Origin of the sequence: Exiguobacterium aurantiacum DSM 6208 (genome assembly GCF_000702585.1) — a bacterium.
Taxonomy (GTDB): domain Bacteria; phylum Bacillota; class Bacilli; order Exiguobacteriales; family Exiguobacteriaceae; genus Exiguobacterium; species Exiguobacterium aurantiacum.
On the sequence record NZ_JNIQ01000001.1, the window covers coordinates 487,501 to 507,500 of the forward strand.

The following is a 20,000-nucleotide window of genomic DNA, read 5'->3' on the forward strand; positions in this document are numbered from 1 at the left end:
ACAGACAACTAGGATGTTGGCTTAGAAGCAGCCACCATTCAAAGAGTGCGTAATAGCTCACTAGTCGAGTGACGCCGCGCCGAAAATGTAACGGGGCTAAACATACCACCGAAGCTATGGATCCCGTAAGGGATGGTAGGAGAGCGTTCCAAGCAGCAGTGAAGCGGTATCGTGAGGAGCCGTGGAGCGCTTGGAAGTGAGAATGCCGGTGTGAGTAGCGAAAAGAGGGGTGAGAATCCCCTCCGTCGAAAGCCCAAGGTTTCCTGAGGAAGGCTCGTCCGCTCAGGGTTAGTCTGGACCTAAGCCGAGGCCGAAAGGCGTAGGCGATGGACAACAGGTTGATATTCCTGTACCGCCGTACCACCGTTTGAACGATGGGGGGACGCAGAAGGATAAGGTAACCGTGCGACTGGAAGTGCACGGACAAGCAGCGAGGCCGTCGGGTTGGCAAATCCGCCCGGCATACAAGGTTGAGCTGTGACGTGGAGCCCGTAGGGCGAAGTACCGGATTTCACGCTGCCAAGAAAAGCCTCTAGTAAGGAGGTCGGCGCCAGTACCGTAAACCGACACAGGTAGGCGAGATGAGAATTCTAAGACGCGCGGGATAACTCTCGTTAAGGAACTCGGCAAAATGGTCCCGTAACTTCGGGAGAAGGGACGCTTATGGCAACATAAGCCGCAGTGAATAGGCCCAAACGACTGTTTAGCAAAAACACAGGTCTCTGCTAAATCGCAAGATGAAGTATAGGGGCTGACGCCTGCCCGGTGCTGGAAGGTTAAGGGGATGTGTCATCGCAAGAGAAGCACTGAACCGAAGCCCCAGTAAACGGCGGCCGTAACTATAACGGTCCTAAGGTAGCGAAATTCCTTGTCGGGTAAGTTCCGACCCGCACGAAAGGCGTAACGATTTGGGCACTGTCTCAACGAGAGACCCGGTGAAATCATAGTACCTGTGAAGATGCAGGTTACCCGCGACAGGACGGAAAGACCCCATGGAGCTTTACTACAGCCTGATATTGAGGCTTTGTACGCGATGTACAGGATAGGTGGGAGTTTGTGAAGCCGGAGCGCCAGCTTCGGTGGAGACACCCTTGGGATACCACCCTTTGCGTATAGAGTCTCTAACTCGCAGCCGTGATCCGGCTGGAGGACCGTGTCAGGTGGGTAGTTTGACTGGGGCGGTCGCCTCCTAAACAGTAACGGAGGCGCCCAAAGGTTCCCTCAGAATGGTTGGAAATCATTCGAAGAGTGCAAAGGCAGAAGGGAGCTTGACTGCGAGACCTACAAGTCGAGCAGGGACGAAAGTCGGGCTTAGTGATCCGGTGGTTCCGCATGGAAGGGCCATCGCTCAACGGATAAAAGCTACCCTGGGGATAACAGGCTGATCTCCCCCAAGAGTCCACATCGACGGGGAGGTTTGGCACCTCGATGTCGGCTCATCGCATCCTGGGGCTGGAGTAGGTCCCAAGGGTTGGGCTGTTCGCCCATTAAAGCGGTACGCGAGCTGGGTTCAGAACGTCGTGAGACAGTTCGGTCCCTATCCGTCGTGGGCGCAGGAAATTTGAGGAGAGCTGTCCTTAGTACGAGAGGACCGGGATGGACGCACCGCTGGTGTACCAGTTGTTCCGCCAGGAGCATCGCTGGGTAGCTACGTGCGGACGGGATAAGTGCTGAAAGCATCTAAGCATGAAGCCCCCTCCGAGATGAGATTTCCCTTTGAGCAATCAAGAAAGACCCCTCAGAGACGATGAGGTAGATAGGTCATGGGTGGAAGCGTGGTGACACGTGGAGCTGAATGATACTAATCGGTCGAGGCTTTGATCTAGTCTATGGTTTGACAATTGATGAACTTCAGTTTTCAGGGAACAAACCCTGAAGGTGATTGACACGTCCGAAGGACGATGTTGATATTTTCTTTGTCTGGTGGCGATAGCGAAGCGGCCACACCCGTTCCCATGCCGAACACGGAAGTTAAGCGCTTCAGCGCCGAAAGTAGTTGGGGGTCTCCCCCTGTGAGGATAGGACGTTGCCAGGCAACATGAGACGATCGAGCATAACGCTCGGTCGTTTTTTTTGTATATGCTTATACATATATTAAACAATTGTTTTGATATTCCATCAGTTTACGAACATTAAGCACCTGATTTAAACGGAATGAACACAATTCTGAACTTTCTGAACATCCTCAATTGAATTGCACTTTCGAGCCATACCTGTTACCATTACAGAAATATTTCGAAACAAAGATTCGGGTCCGATAAGGAAAGGGGCAATCGATTTTTATGTGGGAAAACAAGTTTGCAAAAGAAGGATTAACATTTGATGATGTACTACTCGTGCCAAGATTCTCTAACGTCTTACCGCGGGATGTAAGCTTAAGCACAAAGCTTTGTGAGGGACTTGAACTGAACATTCCCGTCATCAGTGCAGGCATGGACACAGTAACCGAAGCTCCGATGGCCATCGCGATGGCCCGTCAAGGTGGACTAGGAGTCATCCATAAAAACATGTCCATGGAAATGCAAGCCGAGCACGTCGATCGCGTCAAACGCTCAGAGAACGGTGTCATCACGAATCCTTTCTATTTAACGCCAGAACGTCAAGTGTATGATGCAGAATACTTGATGAGCAAATATCGAATTTCCGGAGTCCCGATCGTTAATTCTGAGAGCGAGCGCAAGTTAATTGGAATTTTGACGAACCGTGACCTCCGTTTCATCAAAGATTATTCAACGGTGATTGAAGACGTCATGACGACGGAAAATCTAGTGACGGCAAAAGTTGGAACATCGCTTGAAGAAGCAGAACGCATCCTTCATCAGCATCGAATTGAAAAATTACCGCTTGTCGACGATGCAGGGATTTTAAAAGGTTTGATCACGACGAAAGATATCGAAAAAGTTGAACAGTTCCCACATGCTGCAAAAGATAAGCAAGGTCGTCTTCTTGTCGCTGCAGCCGTAGGTGTCACAGGCGATGCGGCGTCACGTGCTCAAATCCTTGTCGATGCAGGCGTCGATGCTCTCGTCGTCGATACGGCCCATGGCCACTCGGCAGGTGTTATCGAGAAAGTGAAAGAACTTCGTGACCTCTTCCCGACATTGCCGATCATCGCCGGAAACGTCGCGACTGCGGAAGCGACTCGCGCGTTGATTGAAGCTGGTGCCTCGGTCATCAAAGTCGGAATCGGCCCAGGTTCGATTTGTACGACACGAGTTGTCGCAGGTGTCGGCGTCCCACAAATCACGGCTGTCTATGACTGTGTCACAGAAGCGCGTGAACATGGTGTGACCGTTATCGCAGACGGCGGTATCAAGTACTCAGGTGATATCGTCAAGGCGATTGCTGCCGGCGCGCACGCTGTCATGCTTGGTAGCCTCTTGGCAGGTGTGAAAGAAAGCCCAGGTGAGATGGAAATTTACCAAGGCCGTCAGTTCAAGACGTATCGTGGTATGGGATCTGAAGCGTCGATGAAGCGCGGTAGCCAAGACCGGTACTTCCAAGAAGCCGATAAGAAATTCGTCCCAGAAGGCATCGAAGGACGCGTCGCATACCGTGGTGAACTGGCTGATACGGTTTACCAACTCATTGGCGGACTCCGCTCTGGAATGGGCTATTGCGGTGCGGCAGACATTCGTGCACTCCGTGAAGATACGCAGTTCATCCGGATGACGGGGGCCGGCCTCCAAGAGAGCCACCCGCACGATGTTCATATCACAAAAGAAGCACCAAACTACTCAAGATAACAAAAAAATCCGTTGCTCAGATGCGAGCAACGGATTTTTTTCATTTCTTCACAAGGATGACGGTTCCGCCTTGGTCTTGTGCAGGTAATTGTACAGTTACTTTTCCATCCTGCTGAACGACGTATGAGCGTCCGCTATAGCGATCGACGAGCACGGTCTTGTGCTTGTGCTTCGTTTGGAACGTGGCTTTTTGAGCCGTCTCTTTCGTGTTCAAGCCGACGACGACAGATTGTTTTCCATATGTTCGTTCAAAGATGGAGTACCCTGTGTTCGATCCTCCGGCTACAACGGCACGTGTTCCTTTGCTAAACACTTTCGAGTAATCCGCGCGGATGTTGAGAAGTTTTTGATAATGCGTATGCATCGCTTTCCCTTCGCCCGTGACGCGTTTCCAGTCGAAGTCGTAACGGTTTTCGTTAAACTCGCCTTTGTCCATATCACCGGCATGTTTTCCAGATTGACCGACCTCTTCACCATAGTAGATGACAGGCTGGCCTTTTGCTGTCATTTGGAGCGAAGCGGCAACCATATGTTTTCCTTCGTCGCCGCCAGCACGGGAGACGAGGAAACCATCCTCATCATGACTAGAGAGAAATTGGCCGAGCGTCGCTTCATTCGACAGCTGCATGTTGCGATATTGAAGGGCGCTCTCGACCCCGTCGATATTCCCGTTCACGAAACTCTCCGCTTGATATTTGAAATCGAAATCGAGCAAGGAGTCCATCTGTCCACTGTGCAAATAGCCGCCTGTGTTGTTCACGCTCGCCCCGTAGTGCTCACCAATCATTTTGAAGTCCGGCTTGATGGCCGTCAACTCGTTTTTAAACGACTTCCACGTCGTCGAGTCGACGTGTTTGACCGTGTCGACCCGGAAGTAATCAATCGTGTTGCCTTTCTTCGTTTTCGAACGCTTGATCCAATCCGTTTGCCATTTGACGAGTTGGTCCCGGACGGCAGCTTCTTCTGTCTTGAAGTCCGGTAAGCCAGAAAGTGACATCTTCAAATCATCCCCGTCGACCGGATTTGAACGGATCATACCTTCAAATACTTGCCGCTCTTTATTCGTCGGGAAATTCGTCGCTCCAGTCGATACCGCGCCAGATTCCATCCCGTAGCCTGGATGATTCAAGACGACGTCGACCATAATTTTGATACCGCGTTCGTTCGCCGCGTCAATCAAACGGTGGAACGCCGCCATGTCTCCGAGGTGTTCGTCGAGCTTCTCGAAGTTTTTCGCCCAATAGCCATGGTATCCATATTGAGAACCATCTTTCCCATAACGGAGATCCCAGTCGATGTTATCCACAATCGGCGTGATCCAAATCGTGTTGATCCCTAGCTTGTCGAGATAGTCGAGCTTTTTCGTGATGCCGGCGAAATCACCACCATGATACGATTCAGGGTGGTCCAAATCATAATACTCGCCGTTCGGATTGTTGTTCGTCTTGTCACCGTCATAGAACCGGTCCGTCAACATGAAGTAGATCCGTGCCTCGTCCCAGTCGAATGCTTGTTTGTCTTTCATCGTGACCGGCCGGACGTTAACGGTCGTTGTTGTCGTATGCACGTTGCCGTATTGATCGATCGCTTGAATCGTCAGTGTCTTATTACCAGGTTTCACGGAATCTTTAACCGCGATCGTCTGTTTGTTGAGCGCCGGGTCGATCGCCAATTTCGCCGGTCCGCCGAGTGGACGGGCGTCGATATATAGCTCACGCAACGCCACCCCTTTTGGTAACGTCGGTTTCACATGAACGACAGCGTTTTCTCGCGAGCTGATTGCTTTTGGTGAGACGGACGACGTCAACTTGACGTTCGGACGTTTGTATTCGACGCGTGAAGCTTCGAAGTAAGGATCTTTGACCTCGGTCGTCACGCCGTCTTTCGTCACGAGGAACGTATAGTCGTGTGTCCCTTCCGGTAGCTTGATTGTATGACGGAACCATTCGTTCTTCACTTCGTATGTCATCGGATACGTCGTCCCGTTCACTTTCAAGGCGACACGATCGACTTGATCGAGTGTACCTGCTTCGTACAATTCTTTATCCCGATAGAAGAACGTGATCTCGCCGTTTTCAAAGACAGGACCTTGAATCGTCGGCACTTGATGGAACGCGCCTTTGCCGCTCTCGACGACGACTTTCGTGATACGGTCAGTACCGAGTTTGACGTATCGATCTTCCCCGTACCCGTCTTTGACGGCCCAATCCGTGCCTTTACGAATGACGAAACCGACGTTCGTCGCGTCTTTTCCGACCGGGATACGGAAGATGGCACCGTCTTCGGTCACTTTGTATGGATCGACTTGTCCGTCTTTCGCACCGGTGCTCCACGTCCACAAGTTCCAATCCGTATAATTCCCGTCGGCACGTACGTACGTCATTTCGATATAACGCTGTGTCTTCCACGGGTCTGCCACTTCCGTGATCGTCTTGAACGAAGTCGTGAGGGCAGGGAGCGTCGTGTTCGACAGCTTTCCTGTCACGGCGCCTGCCGGAATCGTCGCCTCATACGTCTCGGCGAGCAAAAGCTTTTCTGTCGGGGTGACCGTGACCGTCGCGCCACTCGTTTCGACACGGAACGGCACAGCCGAATCTCCATTCATTAATCGAACTTGAGCAGCATCGACTGTGACCGGTTCATTGAACGTCCATGTGATCGGGGCATCAAGCGCGGCATCCGTCGATCGATTCGCCGGGACGACCGTTGTTACTTCGAGCTGACTGACCGTCTCGACACCGCTGAGCGTATAAGCGGGGCTGTATATCGATTGAACGGATGGCGTTGCCGCCACGTTCCAACTGTCCGCGAGCTTGTTGGCCGGATTGCTCGGGATCGTATCGAACGCCCCGTGTTCGCTGGCGTTATTCCCACTGAGGACGGTCAAGACCCGGAGTTGGTCGTTATTCGTCAAACCGAGCAACGACAACGGGATCTTTCCTTCAAACCCTTTTGTGCGGTCGAGGGCGAACGAAGCGCCGTTCAAGTTATTCAAATTCGCGAGCGGAATCGACTTGCCCGATTCATAGACCGCGGCTTCTTTAATCGCTGTGTCGCCATCGACGCGAAGTAAAATATGATACTGTGGTTTTTTATCGGTCTGACTGAAGTTGAACGGGTAACCGAGCGGGTTCGTGTTCACGCCGGAGTCCTCGTCATTCACTTGAAGTGCGATGTTTATGTACTGCCCGTTGTCGCCCCAATTCGGAATGTTCTTTGCATCGACATAGAAATAAAGATGCTTGGCATCGTTTTGCATATAGAGGTCACCGAGGTCAAATCCTTGCCAGCCAGTAGTAGGGGACGTGGCGAGAGCCGGAACGTTTGCCCAATCGCTCTTTATTCCATCGATGGAAACGGCCGTAGGTTCAGCGAGTACGTTCACGGGAACGCCTGTTTGAATCAAGAGAACGGATGATAACAGAAGGGTCGACGTGCGGCGTGCAGTTTTATTCTTCATAGGACACCTCTTTCATGGATAAAATCATCTACAGGACAACAAAATAGGAAAATTGTGCAAACGGTTTCAAAAATAGTGTAGCTGATTATGGAAGCGCTAACAATATATTTTTGAAAAAGTATTAAAAAAACACCTTCGGGACACGAAGGTGTTTAGAGTGGGGAGTAAGGGGTCTTATTGGCGAGACGACCTTTCACAATTAGACGTTCGGTCGCATCGAACGTGCAGGTGACGAGGGTGATGGTCGCTTCTGTCGTGTCATCGAGAACATCGACCCGGGTCGGAGGCACGGTCTCAAGCGACGTGACGACGTATTCGTACGTGTCAGTCAAATCGGTCACATAAACGTGCATCCCGGTTTCAATCTCATGGAGCGGGCCAAAGAGAGACGTTGGACTCTGCGTGTAATGCCCGGCCAGTGCATAATTACCTTTACCCATCTGTTGTGTCGGTCGCATCGTCCCGGCTCCTACGGCTAAGTTGTCTGCATCGAGACCGTAAAGGATCGGTAATTCTAAATCGATGTCTGGCACGAGAATCAATCCGATGGCCGGTAAATCATGAAAACGATTGCGCACGGAAATTAAATCATCCCATGACAGCGGTGTGACAGTCGCGAAGTCGAACTCGCCTTCTTCGGGCTGCTGTAGTTGTTGCAACTGCAATCCTTCGGTGACCCGTTCACTGTTCGAGACGGCGACTTGGTCTTTCCACCACGAGTTGGATAACAGGAGAAGTCCGGAAAGTAGGAGGAGGATACCGATTCCATAACGTAAACGTCTCATGAACATGCCATCGACGGATTTAATCCGTTGATGTCCCTCCCTTCGTTATATTCCAACACGACATTAACCGTGCGACAGCAATCGGTAATACGGCTTCTGACAGAGCGGCGAATCCAAATAAAAATTGAGGGTTGCGATTTTGGGAACGGATGTAATAATCCTCCATTGCTTTAATCCGGATCCCCGCCGATTCAGCCATTCGTTGCAACGTTTCGGTCGAGTGAGGCGCATCGATTGAAAGGATGATATGCAGTCCGGCACTCGCCCCGGTAATGGAGACGGCCGGTTCGTATGGTTTAAACGCAGTTGCGACAATCTCAAGCTTGCGACGATACGTCTTGCGCATCCGGTTCAAGTGCTTTTCAAAATCCCCGTTCGCCATGAATTCAGCGAGCGTGTGCTGTTCAAACCGCGGGACGCTGCAAGTGAAATGTCGGTAACGCTCACGATAACGATTCAACAACTGAGGCGGTAACACCATATACCCGATTCGAAGCGATGGCATGAGTGATTTGGAGAAAGTACTCAAATAGATGACCCGTTCATTTTGATCCATGCTTTGCAGCGACGGAATCGGTTTTCCACTGTACCGAAACTCGCTGTCATAATCGTCCTCGATGATATAAGTTTGATGTTCGAGCGCCCAGTTGAGAAGACGTTGCCTTCGGCTGACGGAGAGAATCGTCCCGGTCGGAAACTGGTGGGCTGGTGTCACATACACCGCATCAATCCTTTCAGGTTCGAGACGGTCAACGAGCAGACCGCTCTCGTCGACAGGAATGGGGACGTAATGCCGATTTTGATGTTCGAACAGCTGTTTCGTGAGCGGATAGCCTGGATCTTCAATCCCAAACGTTTTGGCGTCTGGCAACAAGTCGAGCAGTTGTGGTAACAATTGTTCGGTCCCGGAGCCGACGATGATTTGTTCGGGAGAGCAGTGTACACCGCGAGAATGATATAAATACGTCGCGATTTCTTGACGCAACACGTGATCTCCTTGGACAGGGCCGAGTGCGAGCAAATCGCGGTTCTCTTCAGTGACAACTTGTTTTAGATGGCGTCGCCAACGCTCGAATGGGAACGCCGTCGTGTCGATTTGACTCGGATAAAGGTCAAACGTGTACGTTTTGTTTTGCGGGAGCGGTTTGATCGGATTATCGTTGCGGCGTACGTATAGTTCTTCTTGTGGCAATACATAGAACCCTTTACGCGGTACAGATTCGATATATCCTTCGGCGAGTAATTGGGCGTATGCCAGTTCGACGGTCGTTTGTGAGACGTCGATGAAGTCGCTCAGTTTACGTTTGGAGGGAAGTTTTGCCCCGGTCGTGAGTGTGTCATCGACAATCGCATGGCGGATGTGTAAATAAAGCTGTTCATATAGTGGGGTGCTCGATTCAGAATCGAGCGCGAGTGTAAGCATATCCATTTTAAATCCCTTCCGTGGTCACCCGAAGAAGAAGTAGAGGGCAAAGCCGATCACGAGGAGAAGACCGACCAATCCAGGCTTACCGTAATAGGTACGATTTTGTGAATCGTCACGTGGGTCCCATTGAGCCATATTCCATTCCTCCTTTTTCAGTCTTATGCATCCATTCGTGAATGGGGAGGTGAAGTCCTCTGTTTAAACTGACCACTTTAAAAATTGTTAAACTGACACTTTCAATATAGTCAAATCTCCCTATACTTACAAGTAGACTAGCTTATATGGAGGGGATTCATTTGGAAAAGAGACAAGTAGGTACAGATAAAGTAAAACGTGGGATGGCTGAAATGCAAAAGGGCGGCGTCATCATGGACGTCATCAACGCCGAACAGGCTAAAATTGCTGAGGCTGCCGGTGCGGTCGCAGTCATGGCGCTCGAGCGCGTTCCTTCAGATATTCGTAAAATGGGCGGTGTCGCTCGAATGGCTGACCCGACAATCATTGAAGATGTGATGGGAGCGGTATCCGTACCGGTTATGGCGAAGTGCCGCATCGGCCACATCGCTGAGGCGCGTGTCCTTGAATCGATGGGGGTCGATTTCATTGATGAGAGTGAAGTGTTGACGCCAGCGGATGAGGAGTTCCATTTGTACAAGCGTGATTACAAAGCGCCGTTCGTTTGTGGCGCTCGTGACCTCGGAGAGGCGTCACGCCGCATCGGTGAAGGTGCAGCTATGATCCGCACGAAAGGTGAGCCAGGGACGGGGAACATTGTCGAAGCGGTTCGCCATATGCGTACTGTTCAAGCACAAGTAAAACGCTTGCTCTCCATGAGCATCGATGAAGTGATGACCGAAGCCCGTGATCTCGGCGCGCCGTTTGAAGTGCTCATGCAAATCCGTGAGGCCGGACGCCTTCCAGTCGTCAACTTCGCGGCAGGTGGGATTGCCACGCCAGCAGATGCGGCGCTCATGATGCACCTCGGTGCGGACGGTGTCTTCGTCGGATCAGGCATTTTCAAGGCGGAGAACCCAGAGAAGTTCGCCCGTGCCATCGTCGAGGCGACGACATACCATGACGACTACGAGCGTATCGCTCATTTGTCAAAAGGTCTTGGTGAAGCGATGAAAGGCCTTGACGTGCGAACACTCAAAGAAGAAGAACTCATGGCACCACGAGGCTGGTAAGATGACTACGATTGGCGTGCTAGGTATGCAAGGAGCGATTCGCGAGCACGTGCGCATGCTCGAGGCGCTCGGGGCGGATACGCTCGTCGTCCGGTCGATTGATGACTTGGCTCATATTGACGGTCTCGTCTTACCGGGTGGAGAGAGTACGGCCATGCGCCGTCTGCTCGATCGCTACGGTCTACTCGAACCGTTGCGGACGAACACAGAATTGCCGATGTTCGGGACGTGTGCTGGCTTGATTTTGCTGGCGACAGAAGTCGAAGGCTACGATGCCCACCTTCGGAAAATCCCGATGACGGTGAAACGGAACGCGTTCGGACGTCAAGTCGACAGTTTTGAAGTCGAGCTTCCGGTGAAAGGGATCGAAGCGCCGGTCGAGGCGGTCTTCATTCGCGCCCCGCAAGTCGCAGCGGTCGAACCGATTGTCGAAGTGCTCGCCGAAGTGGAGGAAGCGATTGTCGCCGTACGCTATGACAAGTACGTCGCCTGTTCCTTCCACCCTGAACTTACAGAGGATTTGTCGATGCATCGTTACTTCCTTGATCTCGTGGAAGCGAAGAAGCATCAACTCACTTGATTGAAAGGTTCCCGGTTATAAATCGGGAGCCTTTTTCGCGCTTTTTTTTGCTACACTGTAACGAGACACGTATAGAAAGGGGCAAGACCGTGAAAGTGAGATGGATGATATGGTTGCTCATCGGAGCAATCGTTATGAATATAGCTTCTCCAGGGGTGGCAAAGGCTGCACCAGACATAGATGCGAGCGGTGCGATGCTCGTCGATTTGACGACAGGTCAAATTCTATTCTCCCAAGAGGAAGATGCGATGCTTCCGCCAGCATCGATTACAAAACTCATGACGGCTTTCCTCGTGCGTGAGGCGATTGAACAAGGTGAACTCAGTTGGAATGAGGAAGTGACGCCGAGCGCGGAAGCTCTCGCTTTAACAAAGAAACCAGGTCTGGCGCGAATCCCTCTCGTCAACAAACCGTACACCGTCAAGGAACTATATGATGTGGCACTGATTCGCTCAGCGAACGAGGCCGCCGTGACACTCGGGGAAGCGGTAGCGGGATCGGAAGAGTCGTTCGTCGCCTTGATGAATGAACGGGCAACGGCGCTTGGGATGACACAGACGACGTTTGCCAACGCGTCCGGACTTGATTCTGTCTCTGCCGGACGACCGGGTGAGAACTTGACGTCCGCGAGTGATTTAATGAAATTGGCGCTCGCCTATTTAACGAAGTACCCGGACGTGCTTGACGTGACGAAACAGGCTTACGTTGACATTGACGGTGTGCGTTTCGAAGCGACAAACCGCATGCTTACCGGTCGCGATTTAGCTTATCCGGGTATGCTCGGCTTTAAGACAGGAACGACAGATGATGCGGGGTACTGCTTTATCGGTGTCTCGACAAGAGATGGCCGGACGGTCTTATCTGTCGTCCTAGGGGCAAAAACGGATGACGGTCGATATACGGCCACGAAAGCGTTGCATGAATACGCTTATGGTGACTTTGTGATGACGCCGATTTTACGTACCGGTGAGCTCGTAGCGGAACAAGCTTTTGTGGCCGGGGGCGAAGTTGAACACGTATCGGTCCGAACGACGTCTGCTTTCGAAGTGCTCGTCGAAAAAGGACAACCGGTTCCGACGCTCGTCTATGATCTTCCGGATACGACTGCCCCGGTATCGGTCGACCAACAAATCGGTACCGTGACCGTCGAATTGTCCGATCATGTCCGGTATTTGGACGGTGAGCAACCTCCGAAAGGAATGCTCGTGACGGCAGAGGCGGTCGAGGAAGCGTCGTTTCTAACACGGATGACTCGTGCTTTTTCAGATTTTTTAGATGAGATTCGACTTGTGCTTGGAAAACTGAGTCTTGTCGATAGACTCGAGTTGTTGTAAAGTAAAATTAATTCAACGACAGATGCAATGATGGGGAAAAGTACGTTACAGTCATCTACTGACAGAGAGCTAGTGGTTGGTGCAAACTAGTGGGATGATGTAACTGAATCGGCCTCGGAGCATTGGCTTGGAAACAAGTCACGTTACGCACACGTTACGTGCATCGAGTGGCCTGGATTTCAGGCAACGAGGGTGGCAACGCGGATCCAAGGTGGTTCGTCCCTTTCCTACGGGAAAGGGGCGTGCCACCTTTTTTATGTGAAAAGGGAGGAAATAAGAATGTTAGACATTAAACGATTACGCCAAGACTTTGAAGAGATTAAAGCGAAGCTCGCCCACCGAGGTGAAGACTTGAGTGCGCTCGACCGTTTCCCGGAACTCGAGGAGAAACGACGGAACCTGATTAACGAAGTCGATGTGAAAAAAGCGAAACGAAACGAGGCGTCAAAACAAATCGCCGAACTGAAGCGCAATAAGCAGGATGCGGAAGCGCCGATTTTGGAGACGCGCCGGCTCGGGGATGAAATCAAATTGTTGGATGAAGACTTGCGTGAAGTGGAGGCGGAGTTGAACATGATTCTGCTCAGCATCCCGAACATCCCGCATGAATCAACGCCAATCGGTGAAACGGAAGACGACAACGTCACGATTCGTGAAGTCGGAACGAAACCGACATTCGATTTTGAAATGAAACAACATTGGGACGTGATGGAAGACTTGAAGATTGTTGACGTCGAGCGGGCCGGGAAAGTGACGGGCAGTCGTTTTGTCTTCTATAAAGGACTCGGTGCCCGTTTAGAGCGCGCCTTGATCAACTTTATGATGGACATGCATGCCGATGAGCATGGCTACTCAGAAGTCCTCCCGCCATATATGGTCAACCGCGATGCGATGACAGGGACAGGTCAACTTCCTAAATTCGAAGAAGATGCTTTCAAAGTGGCTGACACGAACTATTTCCTCGTTCCGACAGCGGAAGTACCGGTCACGAACATGCACCGTGATGAGATCATCGCTGAGGACCAGCTTCCAATCACGTACACGGCGTACAGCGCTTGCTTCCGCTCAGAAGCCGGATCTGCCGGCCGCGATACACGCGGTCTCATTCGTCAGCACCAGTTCAATAAAGTCGAGCTCGTCCGTTTCGTGAAGCCAGAAGAGTCTTATGAGCAACTCGAACTGTTGACGGGTCATGCGGAAGAAGTACTCAAACGTCTCGGTCTCCCGTACCAAGTGCTCAGCATGTGTACGGCCGACCTCGGGTTCACGGCCGCGAAGAAATACGATATCGAAGTGTGGATGCCGGCGCAAGGCATGTACCGCGAGATCTCATCTTGCTCAAACTTTGAAGATTTCCAAGCGCGCCGTGCGGGTATCCGTTTCCGTCGTGAAGCGAACGCGAAACCGGAGTTCGTGCATACACTCAACGGATCAGGACTTGCTGTCGGTCGGACTGTCGCCGCGATTTTGGAGAACTTCCAACAAGCGGACGGGTCGGTTATGATTCCTGAAGTACTCCGTCCATATATGGGTGGAATCGAAAAAATCGAGATGCCTGCCAAGTAAAAAGCTGTTCCGTCGATGCGATTTCGTGTCGGCGGATTTTTTTAATGTTTTTTCACAAAAGGGTTTGACATCTGTCCCGTCAGTTGGTACTATAAATCATGTCGAGCGAGATGATTGCTCACGAATTGTATATGAGCTTTGGAGGTGTACCCAAGTGGTTTAAGGGAACGGTCTTGAAAACCGTCAGGGGTGTAATAGCCTGCGTGGGTTCGAATCCCACCACCTCCTCCATTTTTATTTTGGAGGCTCAACAATTGCATATATCTTGGAGGTGTACCCAAGTGGTTTAAGGGAACGGTCTTGAAAACCGTCAGGGGTGTAATAGCCTGCGTGGGTTCGAATCCCACCACCTCCTCCACTTTCTTTTTTTTACACTTTTTTAAGCCTGGAGTTGTACCCAAGTCCGGCTGAAGGGGACGGACTCGAAATCCGTTAGGAGTCGCAAGGCTCGCGTGGGTTCGAATCCCACCAACTCCGCTCGATTTGGCATCTGCATAGGCAGATGCATTTTTTAATGGTCGCAGACTTTATGTCTGTGGCTTTTTTTGTGGCAAAATTACGAACGACAGCTATCCTCGGTTAAAAACGGGAATTCTAATACGGTAGGGTCTGTTCGGGTCGATCGGAAAGGAGGTGGACGTGGTGAACTGGATAGACGCGTATATAGAAGAAGTGGTCAAACATGTTCCGGCTAATCGGCGGGAGTCGCTAGCTGAGTCGCTTCAGCAAGAGATCAAGACGAAACTACCGGCTGATCCGACGGAGACGGAAATGAAGCGTGTATTAGAAGAAATGGGACATCCTGCTGCCGTAGCCGCGCAGTATAAAGAAGGTCAGTACTTGATTGGACCGGGGATGTTTCCGCTGTATGTGTCCATCGTCAAACTCGTTGTGCCGATTGTGATGGCCGTCGTCTTTTTCGGTCTCGTCATCGCGAGCATCCCGACCTTTTCGGGACCGATCTTGCCGACTGTCGGCACGTTCCTCACGAACGTATTCGACACATTATGGAACGTCGGGATTCAACTTGTGTTTTGGATCACGCTCATCTTCTTTTTAATTGAGCGGTACGCCCCTCAAGGATCGAAAGCACCTGTCATGAAATGGGATGTGAATACGTTGCGCGAACGGGAACGGGGCGGCCGGATCAGTAAGTTTGATGCCGGGTTTGGTTTGTTTTGGACGGCGGTTTGGTTTGGGGTGTACGTGAACGCTGAACGATTGATCGGGATTTATGAATCGACCGCGGAAGGGTTCACGATGGTCACGCCGGTCTTTAATCAATCGTTCCTATTTGACGTGATTTGGCTATTTCTTCTCGTCGTGTTGTTGCAAGTCGTACTCGGTGTGTGGAAATGGATCAAAGGACGTTGGTCGTATGCACTTGCTTCCTATAATCTGATTTACAATGTGGCTTCGGCAACATTCATCATTTGGATGGCGAGTTCCGCGCGATTGCTAGATGCCCGATTCGTAAACTGGATGGAGGCGAACGTCCCAAACGGCGTCTTCTCATTCAATTGGGTGTTCGGACTCGTCGTGGCAATCACGATCCTTGCAGCCGTGTTTGATTCAATCGACGGCTTTCGGAAAGCACGGAAAGCACCGACGTACCGCAAACACCATATCGCTCACACGTAAAAAAGAAGGTGCGACGCCATTGAGCGTTGCACCTTCTTTCATTTATCTAACTTTCGCTTCACGAGCGATCGTCAACTGCTTTTCGATTTTTTCCAAGATCAGCTCAACTGAGTCCGGATCGTTGATCAAATCGTATTCTTCAATCGAGAGACGAAGGACCGGGCAGAGGTTGAAGTTGTTGATCCACTCCGTATAGCGAGCGTACATTTCTTCCCAGTACGTGATCGGTGTTTGTTGTTCCATCTCACGTCCGCGCATTTGAATGCGATCGAGCACTTGGTCGAATGAACCTTCGAGGTAAATCAATAGATCAGGATGCGGGAAGAACGGTGTGAGCACCATCGCTTCGAACAGGCTTGAGTACGTCTCATAGTCTGTCGGCGACATCGTGCCTTTCTCGTAATGCATCTTCGCGAAGATGCCCGTATCTTCATAGATCGAGCGGTCTTGAATGAATCCGCCGCCGTATTGGAAGATTTTCTTCTGTTCTTTGAAACGTTCAGCCAAGAAGTAGATTTGAAGGTGGAAGCTCCAACGCTCAAAATCGTGATAGAATTTATCGAGGTACGGGTTCGTATCTACTTTCTCGAGTGACGTGCGGAAGTTGAGGGCGTCCGCGAGCGAGTTCGTGATGGTCGATTTACCGATTCCGACCATGCCGCCGATCGTGATGATCGTGTCGTTCGGAATGTTATATTTTTCGTTCAGCGTCATTTTAGTTGGGCTCCTTTAGTCAATTCTAGTTCACGTTCAATCGTCGCGAGGACGTGCGTCAAGTCATCCGGATTATGGACGAAGTCGAGCTCGTCACCGCTAAACGATAGAATCGTCACTTCGGGGTGGGTCGCCCGATACGATTCGACAAACGTCTCGTAATCGTGGGCGAGTTGTTCGAGGTAGTCGCGCGACATATTCTCTTCTACTTCTCGTCCGCGTAAGGCGACGCGCTTCATGAGCGTCTCGATACTGGCGTGTAAGTAGATGACGACATCAGGTTTCGGCATATCATGTGTCAAAATCTTATAAATCTGCTCATACTTGTTCAAGTGCGCCGGTCGTAACGATCGGTGAGCAAAAATCAAGTTCTTGAAAATATGGTAGTCTGAAACGACGGATTGCTGTTGACTCAAGTGGTGTTTGTGGATATCGTCTAGTTGCTTGAATCGATTGCACAAGAAGAACATTTCCGTTTGGAAACTCCATTCTTCGATATCTTCATAAAACTTGCCGAGAAAGGGGTTCTCTTCTACAATTTCATTCAGCATCTGCATTGAAAAGTGCTGACTGATGATATGGGCCAGTGACGTTTTCCCGACACCAATCGGTCCTTCTACCGTTATAAACATATGATGTCATCCTCCATTATCCAAAGTGCAAGTTCCATTCTAGCACACAATGAGTTGGATAGGGCGAGCGAAATGATTTTCATTTTTTTTCATAATAAGTGACGAGAAACGGAGTGTTAATATGGAACGTGATGAACGATTTATGCGGCTCGCCATTGCTGAAGCGAAGAAGGCGGAAGCGATCGGAGAGGTCCCGATCGGATGTGTCATTGTCAAAGGAGACGAGGTGATTGCCTCGGGGCACAATCGACGAGAGACCGACTTGCTTGCGGCCGCACACGCGGAAATGATTGCGATTGAGGCGGCGAACGAAACACTCCAGAATTGGCGGCTTGAGGACTGTGAGTTGTTTGTCACGCTAGAGCCGTGCCCGATGTGTGCGGGCGCAATCGTGCTTTCACGTGTAAAGCGGGTCATCTTCGGGGCGCATGATCCGAAAGGTGGATGTTGCGGCACGCTAATGAACCTCGTTCAAGATGAACGCTTCAACCATCAAGCTGATGTAACCGAAAATGTTTTAGCAGAAGAGTGTGGAGCGCTACTGACTGATTTCTTTCGGGACCTTCGTGAACGTAAGAAGCAGGCCCGGCTTGAACAGAGAGGTTGCAACCCTACAGATTAAACAGTATAATGTAATAGCACTCAAAGAAGTGCTTAACTTCATTTACCCATTTGCCGTGCTAGGCGGGGAGGTAGCGGTGCCCTGTAACTCGCAATCCGCTATAGCGAGACTGAATCCCGATTCGAGGGAGTGCATTGGTGTGGCCCGTCCTCGTGTAAGTGGCGTTGACGTCTGAGTCCTGCGCAACGGTCACCCATGAACCAGGTCAGGTCCGGAAGGAAGCAGCCTTAAGTGGTGACGTACCGTGTGCCGCAGGGGTGCTTGGGCCGAGCAAACTGCATGAGTAACGCACATTGACGTGCTTTCAGAAATCGGTGCGCGGCAGATTTATTTAATAACTTTAATCTACGGCCCATGGGTTGTAGATTTTTTTGTATGATGAAATAGAGAAACGTAAGGAAGAAAGGAGGCGGGGACATGGCGTATCAAGCATTATACCGAGTCTATCGTCCGCAGTCGTTCCAAGAGGTTGTCGGTCAAGTCCATATCACGCGTACGATTCAAAACGCGTTGCTTGAAGAGCGGGTTTCGCATGCTTATTTATTCTCTGGACCTAGAGGGACGGGGAAGACGAGTCTTGCTAAAATCATTGCGAAAGCAATCAACTGTGAGACTGCACCGACGAGAGAACCGTGCAACACGTGCCCGACTTGTGTAGCCATTACAGAAGGGACGAGTCCGGACGTCTTCGAGATCGATGCGGCTTCAAATAACGGTGTTGACGAGATTCGAGAAATTCGGGATAAGGTGAAGTATCCGCCTTCACAAGCGCGCTTTAAAGTGTATATCATCGATGAAGTGCACATGTTGTCGACCGGTGCGTTCAATGCGTTGTTAAAAACGTTAGAAGAGCCGCCGCCGCATGCGATCTTTATTTTGGCAACGACAGAACCGCATAAAATTCCGGCGACGATTATCTCGCGGTGTCAACGATTCGACGTGAAGCGCCACGAGGTCGGTCAGCTGCAGACGCGGATGGCTTACATTTTAAATGACCAAGATTACGATTACGATCCGGAAGCGCTCAAGTTGATCGCGCGTGCCGCGGACGGTGGGATGCGGGATGCGCTCAGTCTGCTTGATCAAGCGCTCGCCTTTAGTGATGACCGATTGACGGAAGCGGCTGTTCTTGAGGTGACAGGCGCTGTGACCGATGATGCGCTTCTCGACATGGCGTATGGGCTACAGCAAAAACAGCTGGACCAAATCCTTAGCACGCTAGAAACGATGTTACGTGAAGGGAAGGACTTAAAGCGTTTCGTGGAAGATCTCGTCTTTATTCATCGTGATGCGTTACTATTGAAAGCTTCTCCGCAAGCTGTCGATTTACTGGAAAGAGCCCGGCCGAATGAACAATTCCGTGAGTTCGTCGAAGCGACCTCGACCGATGAATTGTTCCAAGTCATTGAGGAGTTGAATGACTGCCAACAACAAATGCGATTATCGAACCATCCGAAAGTGTTGGTGGAATTGACGTTTATCCGGATTGCGGAACAAGGCCGTACGATGAGCGAACAGATGCAGCAGCTTCAAGACCAAGTACGCGAATTGAGTCGAGAGCTGAATGAAGTGAAGAAAAATGGTGTAGCTACGACAGCGGTTGCTGCTGAGAAGCCGAAAGCGGTGAAACGGACACAAATCCGGGTTCCGAAAGAACGGATTCGTCAACTTCTGCAGCGGGCAGAACGTCAGCACTTGAACGCGATTCGCGATAGCTGGGAAGATATCATGGGGAACATTCGAACACAAGATGGTCCAATCTTTGCATTGTTCTATGAGAGTGAGGCTGTCCTTTGTGCAAGCGACACCTTACTGGTACAATTTAAAGATGGGATGACATGGCATTATGAACAAGTCAGTTCGAATGGCCGCACCCGTGACGTAATCGAACAAGCATTGTTTGAAGTAACGGGGATCCGTCGAGAAATTATGGCTGTCCTTGAAACAGATTGGCTTGAATTGAAAAACGAGTTCATCCTTCAGAAACAAGCGGAGCGCACGGATGCGAAAGAAGAAGCGAAGCCGGCAGAAGAAGATCCGCTTGTCGCACAAGCGTTCGAACGTTTCGGTGATGTCGTCGAAATCGAAGAAGTTTAATAAAGGAGGCGCTTTATATGCGTGGAATGGGAAACATGAACAATATGATGAAACAAATGCAGAAAATGCAGAAAGACATGGCTAAAGCCCAAGAAGAATTGAAAGATTTAACGGTAGAAGGAACGGCCGGCGGTGGCATGGTGAAAGTTGTCGTGAGCGGGCATAAAGAAGTATTAGATATCATCATCGCTGAAGATGTCGTCGACCCGG

Annotated in this window: 14 protein-coding genes, 3 tRNA genes, 2 rRNA genes, 1 other RNA gene and 1 other annotated feature (2 of these 21 only partly in view); of the genes, 15 read left to right on the forward strand and 5 right to left on the reverse strand. The window is 50.8% G+C overall.

The window, feature by feature from the left end:
* The 3 genes from P398_RS0102660 to guaB form a co-directional block, all read left to right on the forward strand.
* Positions 1-1,825, forward strand: a 23S ribosomal RNA gene (locus P398_RS0102660); it begins 1,089 nt to the left of the window's first position.
* Positions 1,826-1,919: 94 nt separating this feature from the next.
* Positions 1,920-2,035 (forward strand): 5S ribosomal RNA (rrf, locus tag P398_RS0102665).
* 247 nt (positions 2,036-2,282) lie between these two features.
* The gene (gene guaB / locus P398_RS0102670; RefSeq protein ID WP_024372553.1) at positions 2,283-3,746 is read left to right on the forward strand and encodes an IMP dehydrogenase; all 1,464 of its coding nucleotides are present in this window, start codon (positions 2,283-2,285) and stop codon (positions 3,744-3,746) included.
* Between the two features lie 40 nt (positions 3,747-3,786).
* Here guaB and P398_RS0102675 read toward each other — a convergent pair whose 3' ends face one another.
* From P398_RS0102675 to pdxR, 3 genes are all read right to left on the reverse strand, one after another.
* Complete coding sequence (locus tag P398_RS0102675) at positions 3,787-7,206, reverse strand: alpha-amylase family glycosyl hydrolase (protein WP_029334007.1); 3,420 nt, start codon at positions 7,204-7,206, stop codon at positions 3,787-3,789.
* Between the two features lie 152 nt (positions 7,207-7,358).
* Entirely contained in the window at positions 7,359-7,991 is a 633-nt protein-coding gene (locus P398_RS0102680; protein WP_029334008.1) for a class A sortase, read from the reverse strand.
* A 19-nt stretch (positions 7,992-8,010) separates the two neighbouring features.
* Positions 8,011-9,420, reverse strand: coding sequence for a MocR-like pyridoxine biosynthesis transcription factor PdxR (gene pdxR, locus P398_RS0102685; protein WP_024372551.1), 1,410 nt, complete (start codon positions 9,418-9,420; stop codon positions 8,011-8,013).
* Positions 9,421-9,698: 278 nt separating this feature from the next.
* On the opposite strand from pdxR, the gene pdxS reads away from it, so the two are divergent.
* The 8 genes from pdxS to P398_RS0102730 all read left to right on the forward strand — a co-directional run bounded on the left by pdxS (position 9,699) and on the right by P398_RS0102730 (position 15,725).
* Positions 9,699-10,604, forward strand: coding sequence for a pyridoxal 5'-phosphate synthase lyase subunit PdxS (pdxS, locus tag P398_RS0102695; RefSeq protein WP_029334009.1), 906 nt, complete (start codon positions 9,699-9,701; stop codon positions 10,602-10,604).
* A gap of 1 nt (position 10,605) precedes the next feature.
* Entirely contained in the window at positions 10,606-11,184 is a 579-nt protein-coding gene (gene pdxT / locus P398_RS0102700) for a pyridoxal 5'-phosphate synthase glutaminase subunit PdxT (protein ID WP_029334010.1), read from the forward strand.
* A 134-nt stretch (positions 11,185-11,318) separates the two neighbouring features.
* Entirely contained in the window at positions 11,319-12,518 is a 1,200-nt protein-coding gene (locus P398_RS0102705) for a D-alanyl-D-alanine carboxypeptidase family protein (protein WP_051638938.1), read from the forward strand.
* 18 nt (positions 12,519-12,536) lie between these two features.
* Positions 12,537-12,745, forward strand: a binding site (T-box leader).
* Positions 12,746-12,797: 52 nt separating this feature from the next.
* Entirely contained in the window at positions 12,798-14,084 is a 1,287-nt protein-coding gene (gene serS / locus P398_RS0102710) for a serine--tRNA ligase (RefSeq protein ID WP_024372546.1), read from the forward strand.
* A 140-nt stretch (positions 14,085-14,224) separates the two neighbouring features.
* Positions 14,225-14,315 (forward strand) — tRNA-Ser (locus tag P398_RS0102715).
* Positions 14,316-14,351: 36 nt separating this feature from the next.
* A tRNA-Ser gene (locus P398_RS0102720) sits at positions 14,352-14,442 on the forward strand.
* A gap of 29 nt (positions 14,443-14,471) precedes the next feature.
* A tRNA-Ser gene (locus P398_RS0102725) sits at positions 14,472-14,561 on the forward strand.
* A 165-nt stretch (positions 14,562-14,726) separates the two neighbouring features.
* Entirely contained in the window at positions 14,727-15,725 is a 999-nt protein-coding gene (locus tag P398_RS0102730) for a hypothetical protein (protein WP_029334012.1), read from the forward strand.
* A 42-nt stretch (positions 15,726-15,767) separates the two neighbouring features.
* On the opposite strand, the gene P398_RS0102735 is transcribed toward P398_RS0102730, so the two are convergent.
* Together P398_RS0102735 and P398_RS0102740 are read right to left on the reverse strand one after the other, a co-directional pair.
* The gene (locus P398_RS0102735; RefSeq protein WP_024372544.1) at positions 15,768-16,439 is read right to left on the reverse strand and encodes a deoxynucleoside kinase; all 672 of its coding nucleotides are present in this window, start codon (positions 16,437-16,439) and stop codon (positions 15,768-15,770) included.
* Positions 16,436-17,071, reverse strand: coding sequence for a deoxynucleoside kinase (locus P398_RS0102740; RefSeq protein WP_024372543.1), 636 nt, complete (start codon positions 17,069-17,071; stop codon positions 16,436-16,438). The genes P398_RS0102735 and P398_RS0102740 overlap by 4 nt, the downstream gene beginning before the upstream one ends.
* A 121-nt stretch (positions 17,072-17,192) precedes the next feature.
* Here P398_RS0102740 and tadA point away from each other — a divergent pair, with 121 nt between their 5' ends.
* From tadA to P398_RS0102755, 4 genes are all read left to right on the forward strand, one after another.
* Entirely contained in the window at positions 17,193-17,693 is a 501-nt protein-coding gene (gene tadA / locus P398_RS0102745; RefSeq protein ID WP_024372542.1) for a tRNA adenosine(34) deaminase TadA, read from the forward strand.
* Between the two features lie 53 nt (positions 17,694-17,746).
* Positions 17,747-18,015, forward strand: an RNA gene (ffs, locus tag P398_RS16525) — signal recognition particle sRNA large type.
* 95 nt (positions 18,016-18,110) lie between these two features.
* Complete coding sequence (gene dnaX / locus P398_RS0102750; RefSeq protein ID WP_024372541.1) at positions 18,111-19,790, forward strand: DNA polymerase III subunit gamma/tau; 1,680 nt, start codon at positions 18,111-18,113, stop codon at positions 19,788-19,790.
* A 17-nt stretch (positions 19,791-19,807) separates the two neighbouring features.
* A protein-coding gene (locus P398_RS0102755; protein ID WP_024372540.1) for a YbaB/EbfC family nucleoid-associated protein crosses the window boundary here: on the forward strand, positions 19,808-20,000 show its 5' portion. The gene runs 125 nt beyond the window's last position; the window shows 193 of its 318 coding nt (coding positions 1-193); its start codon is at positions 19,808-19,810; the stop codon falls past the right edge of the window.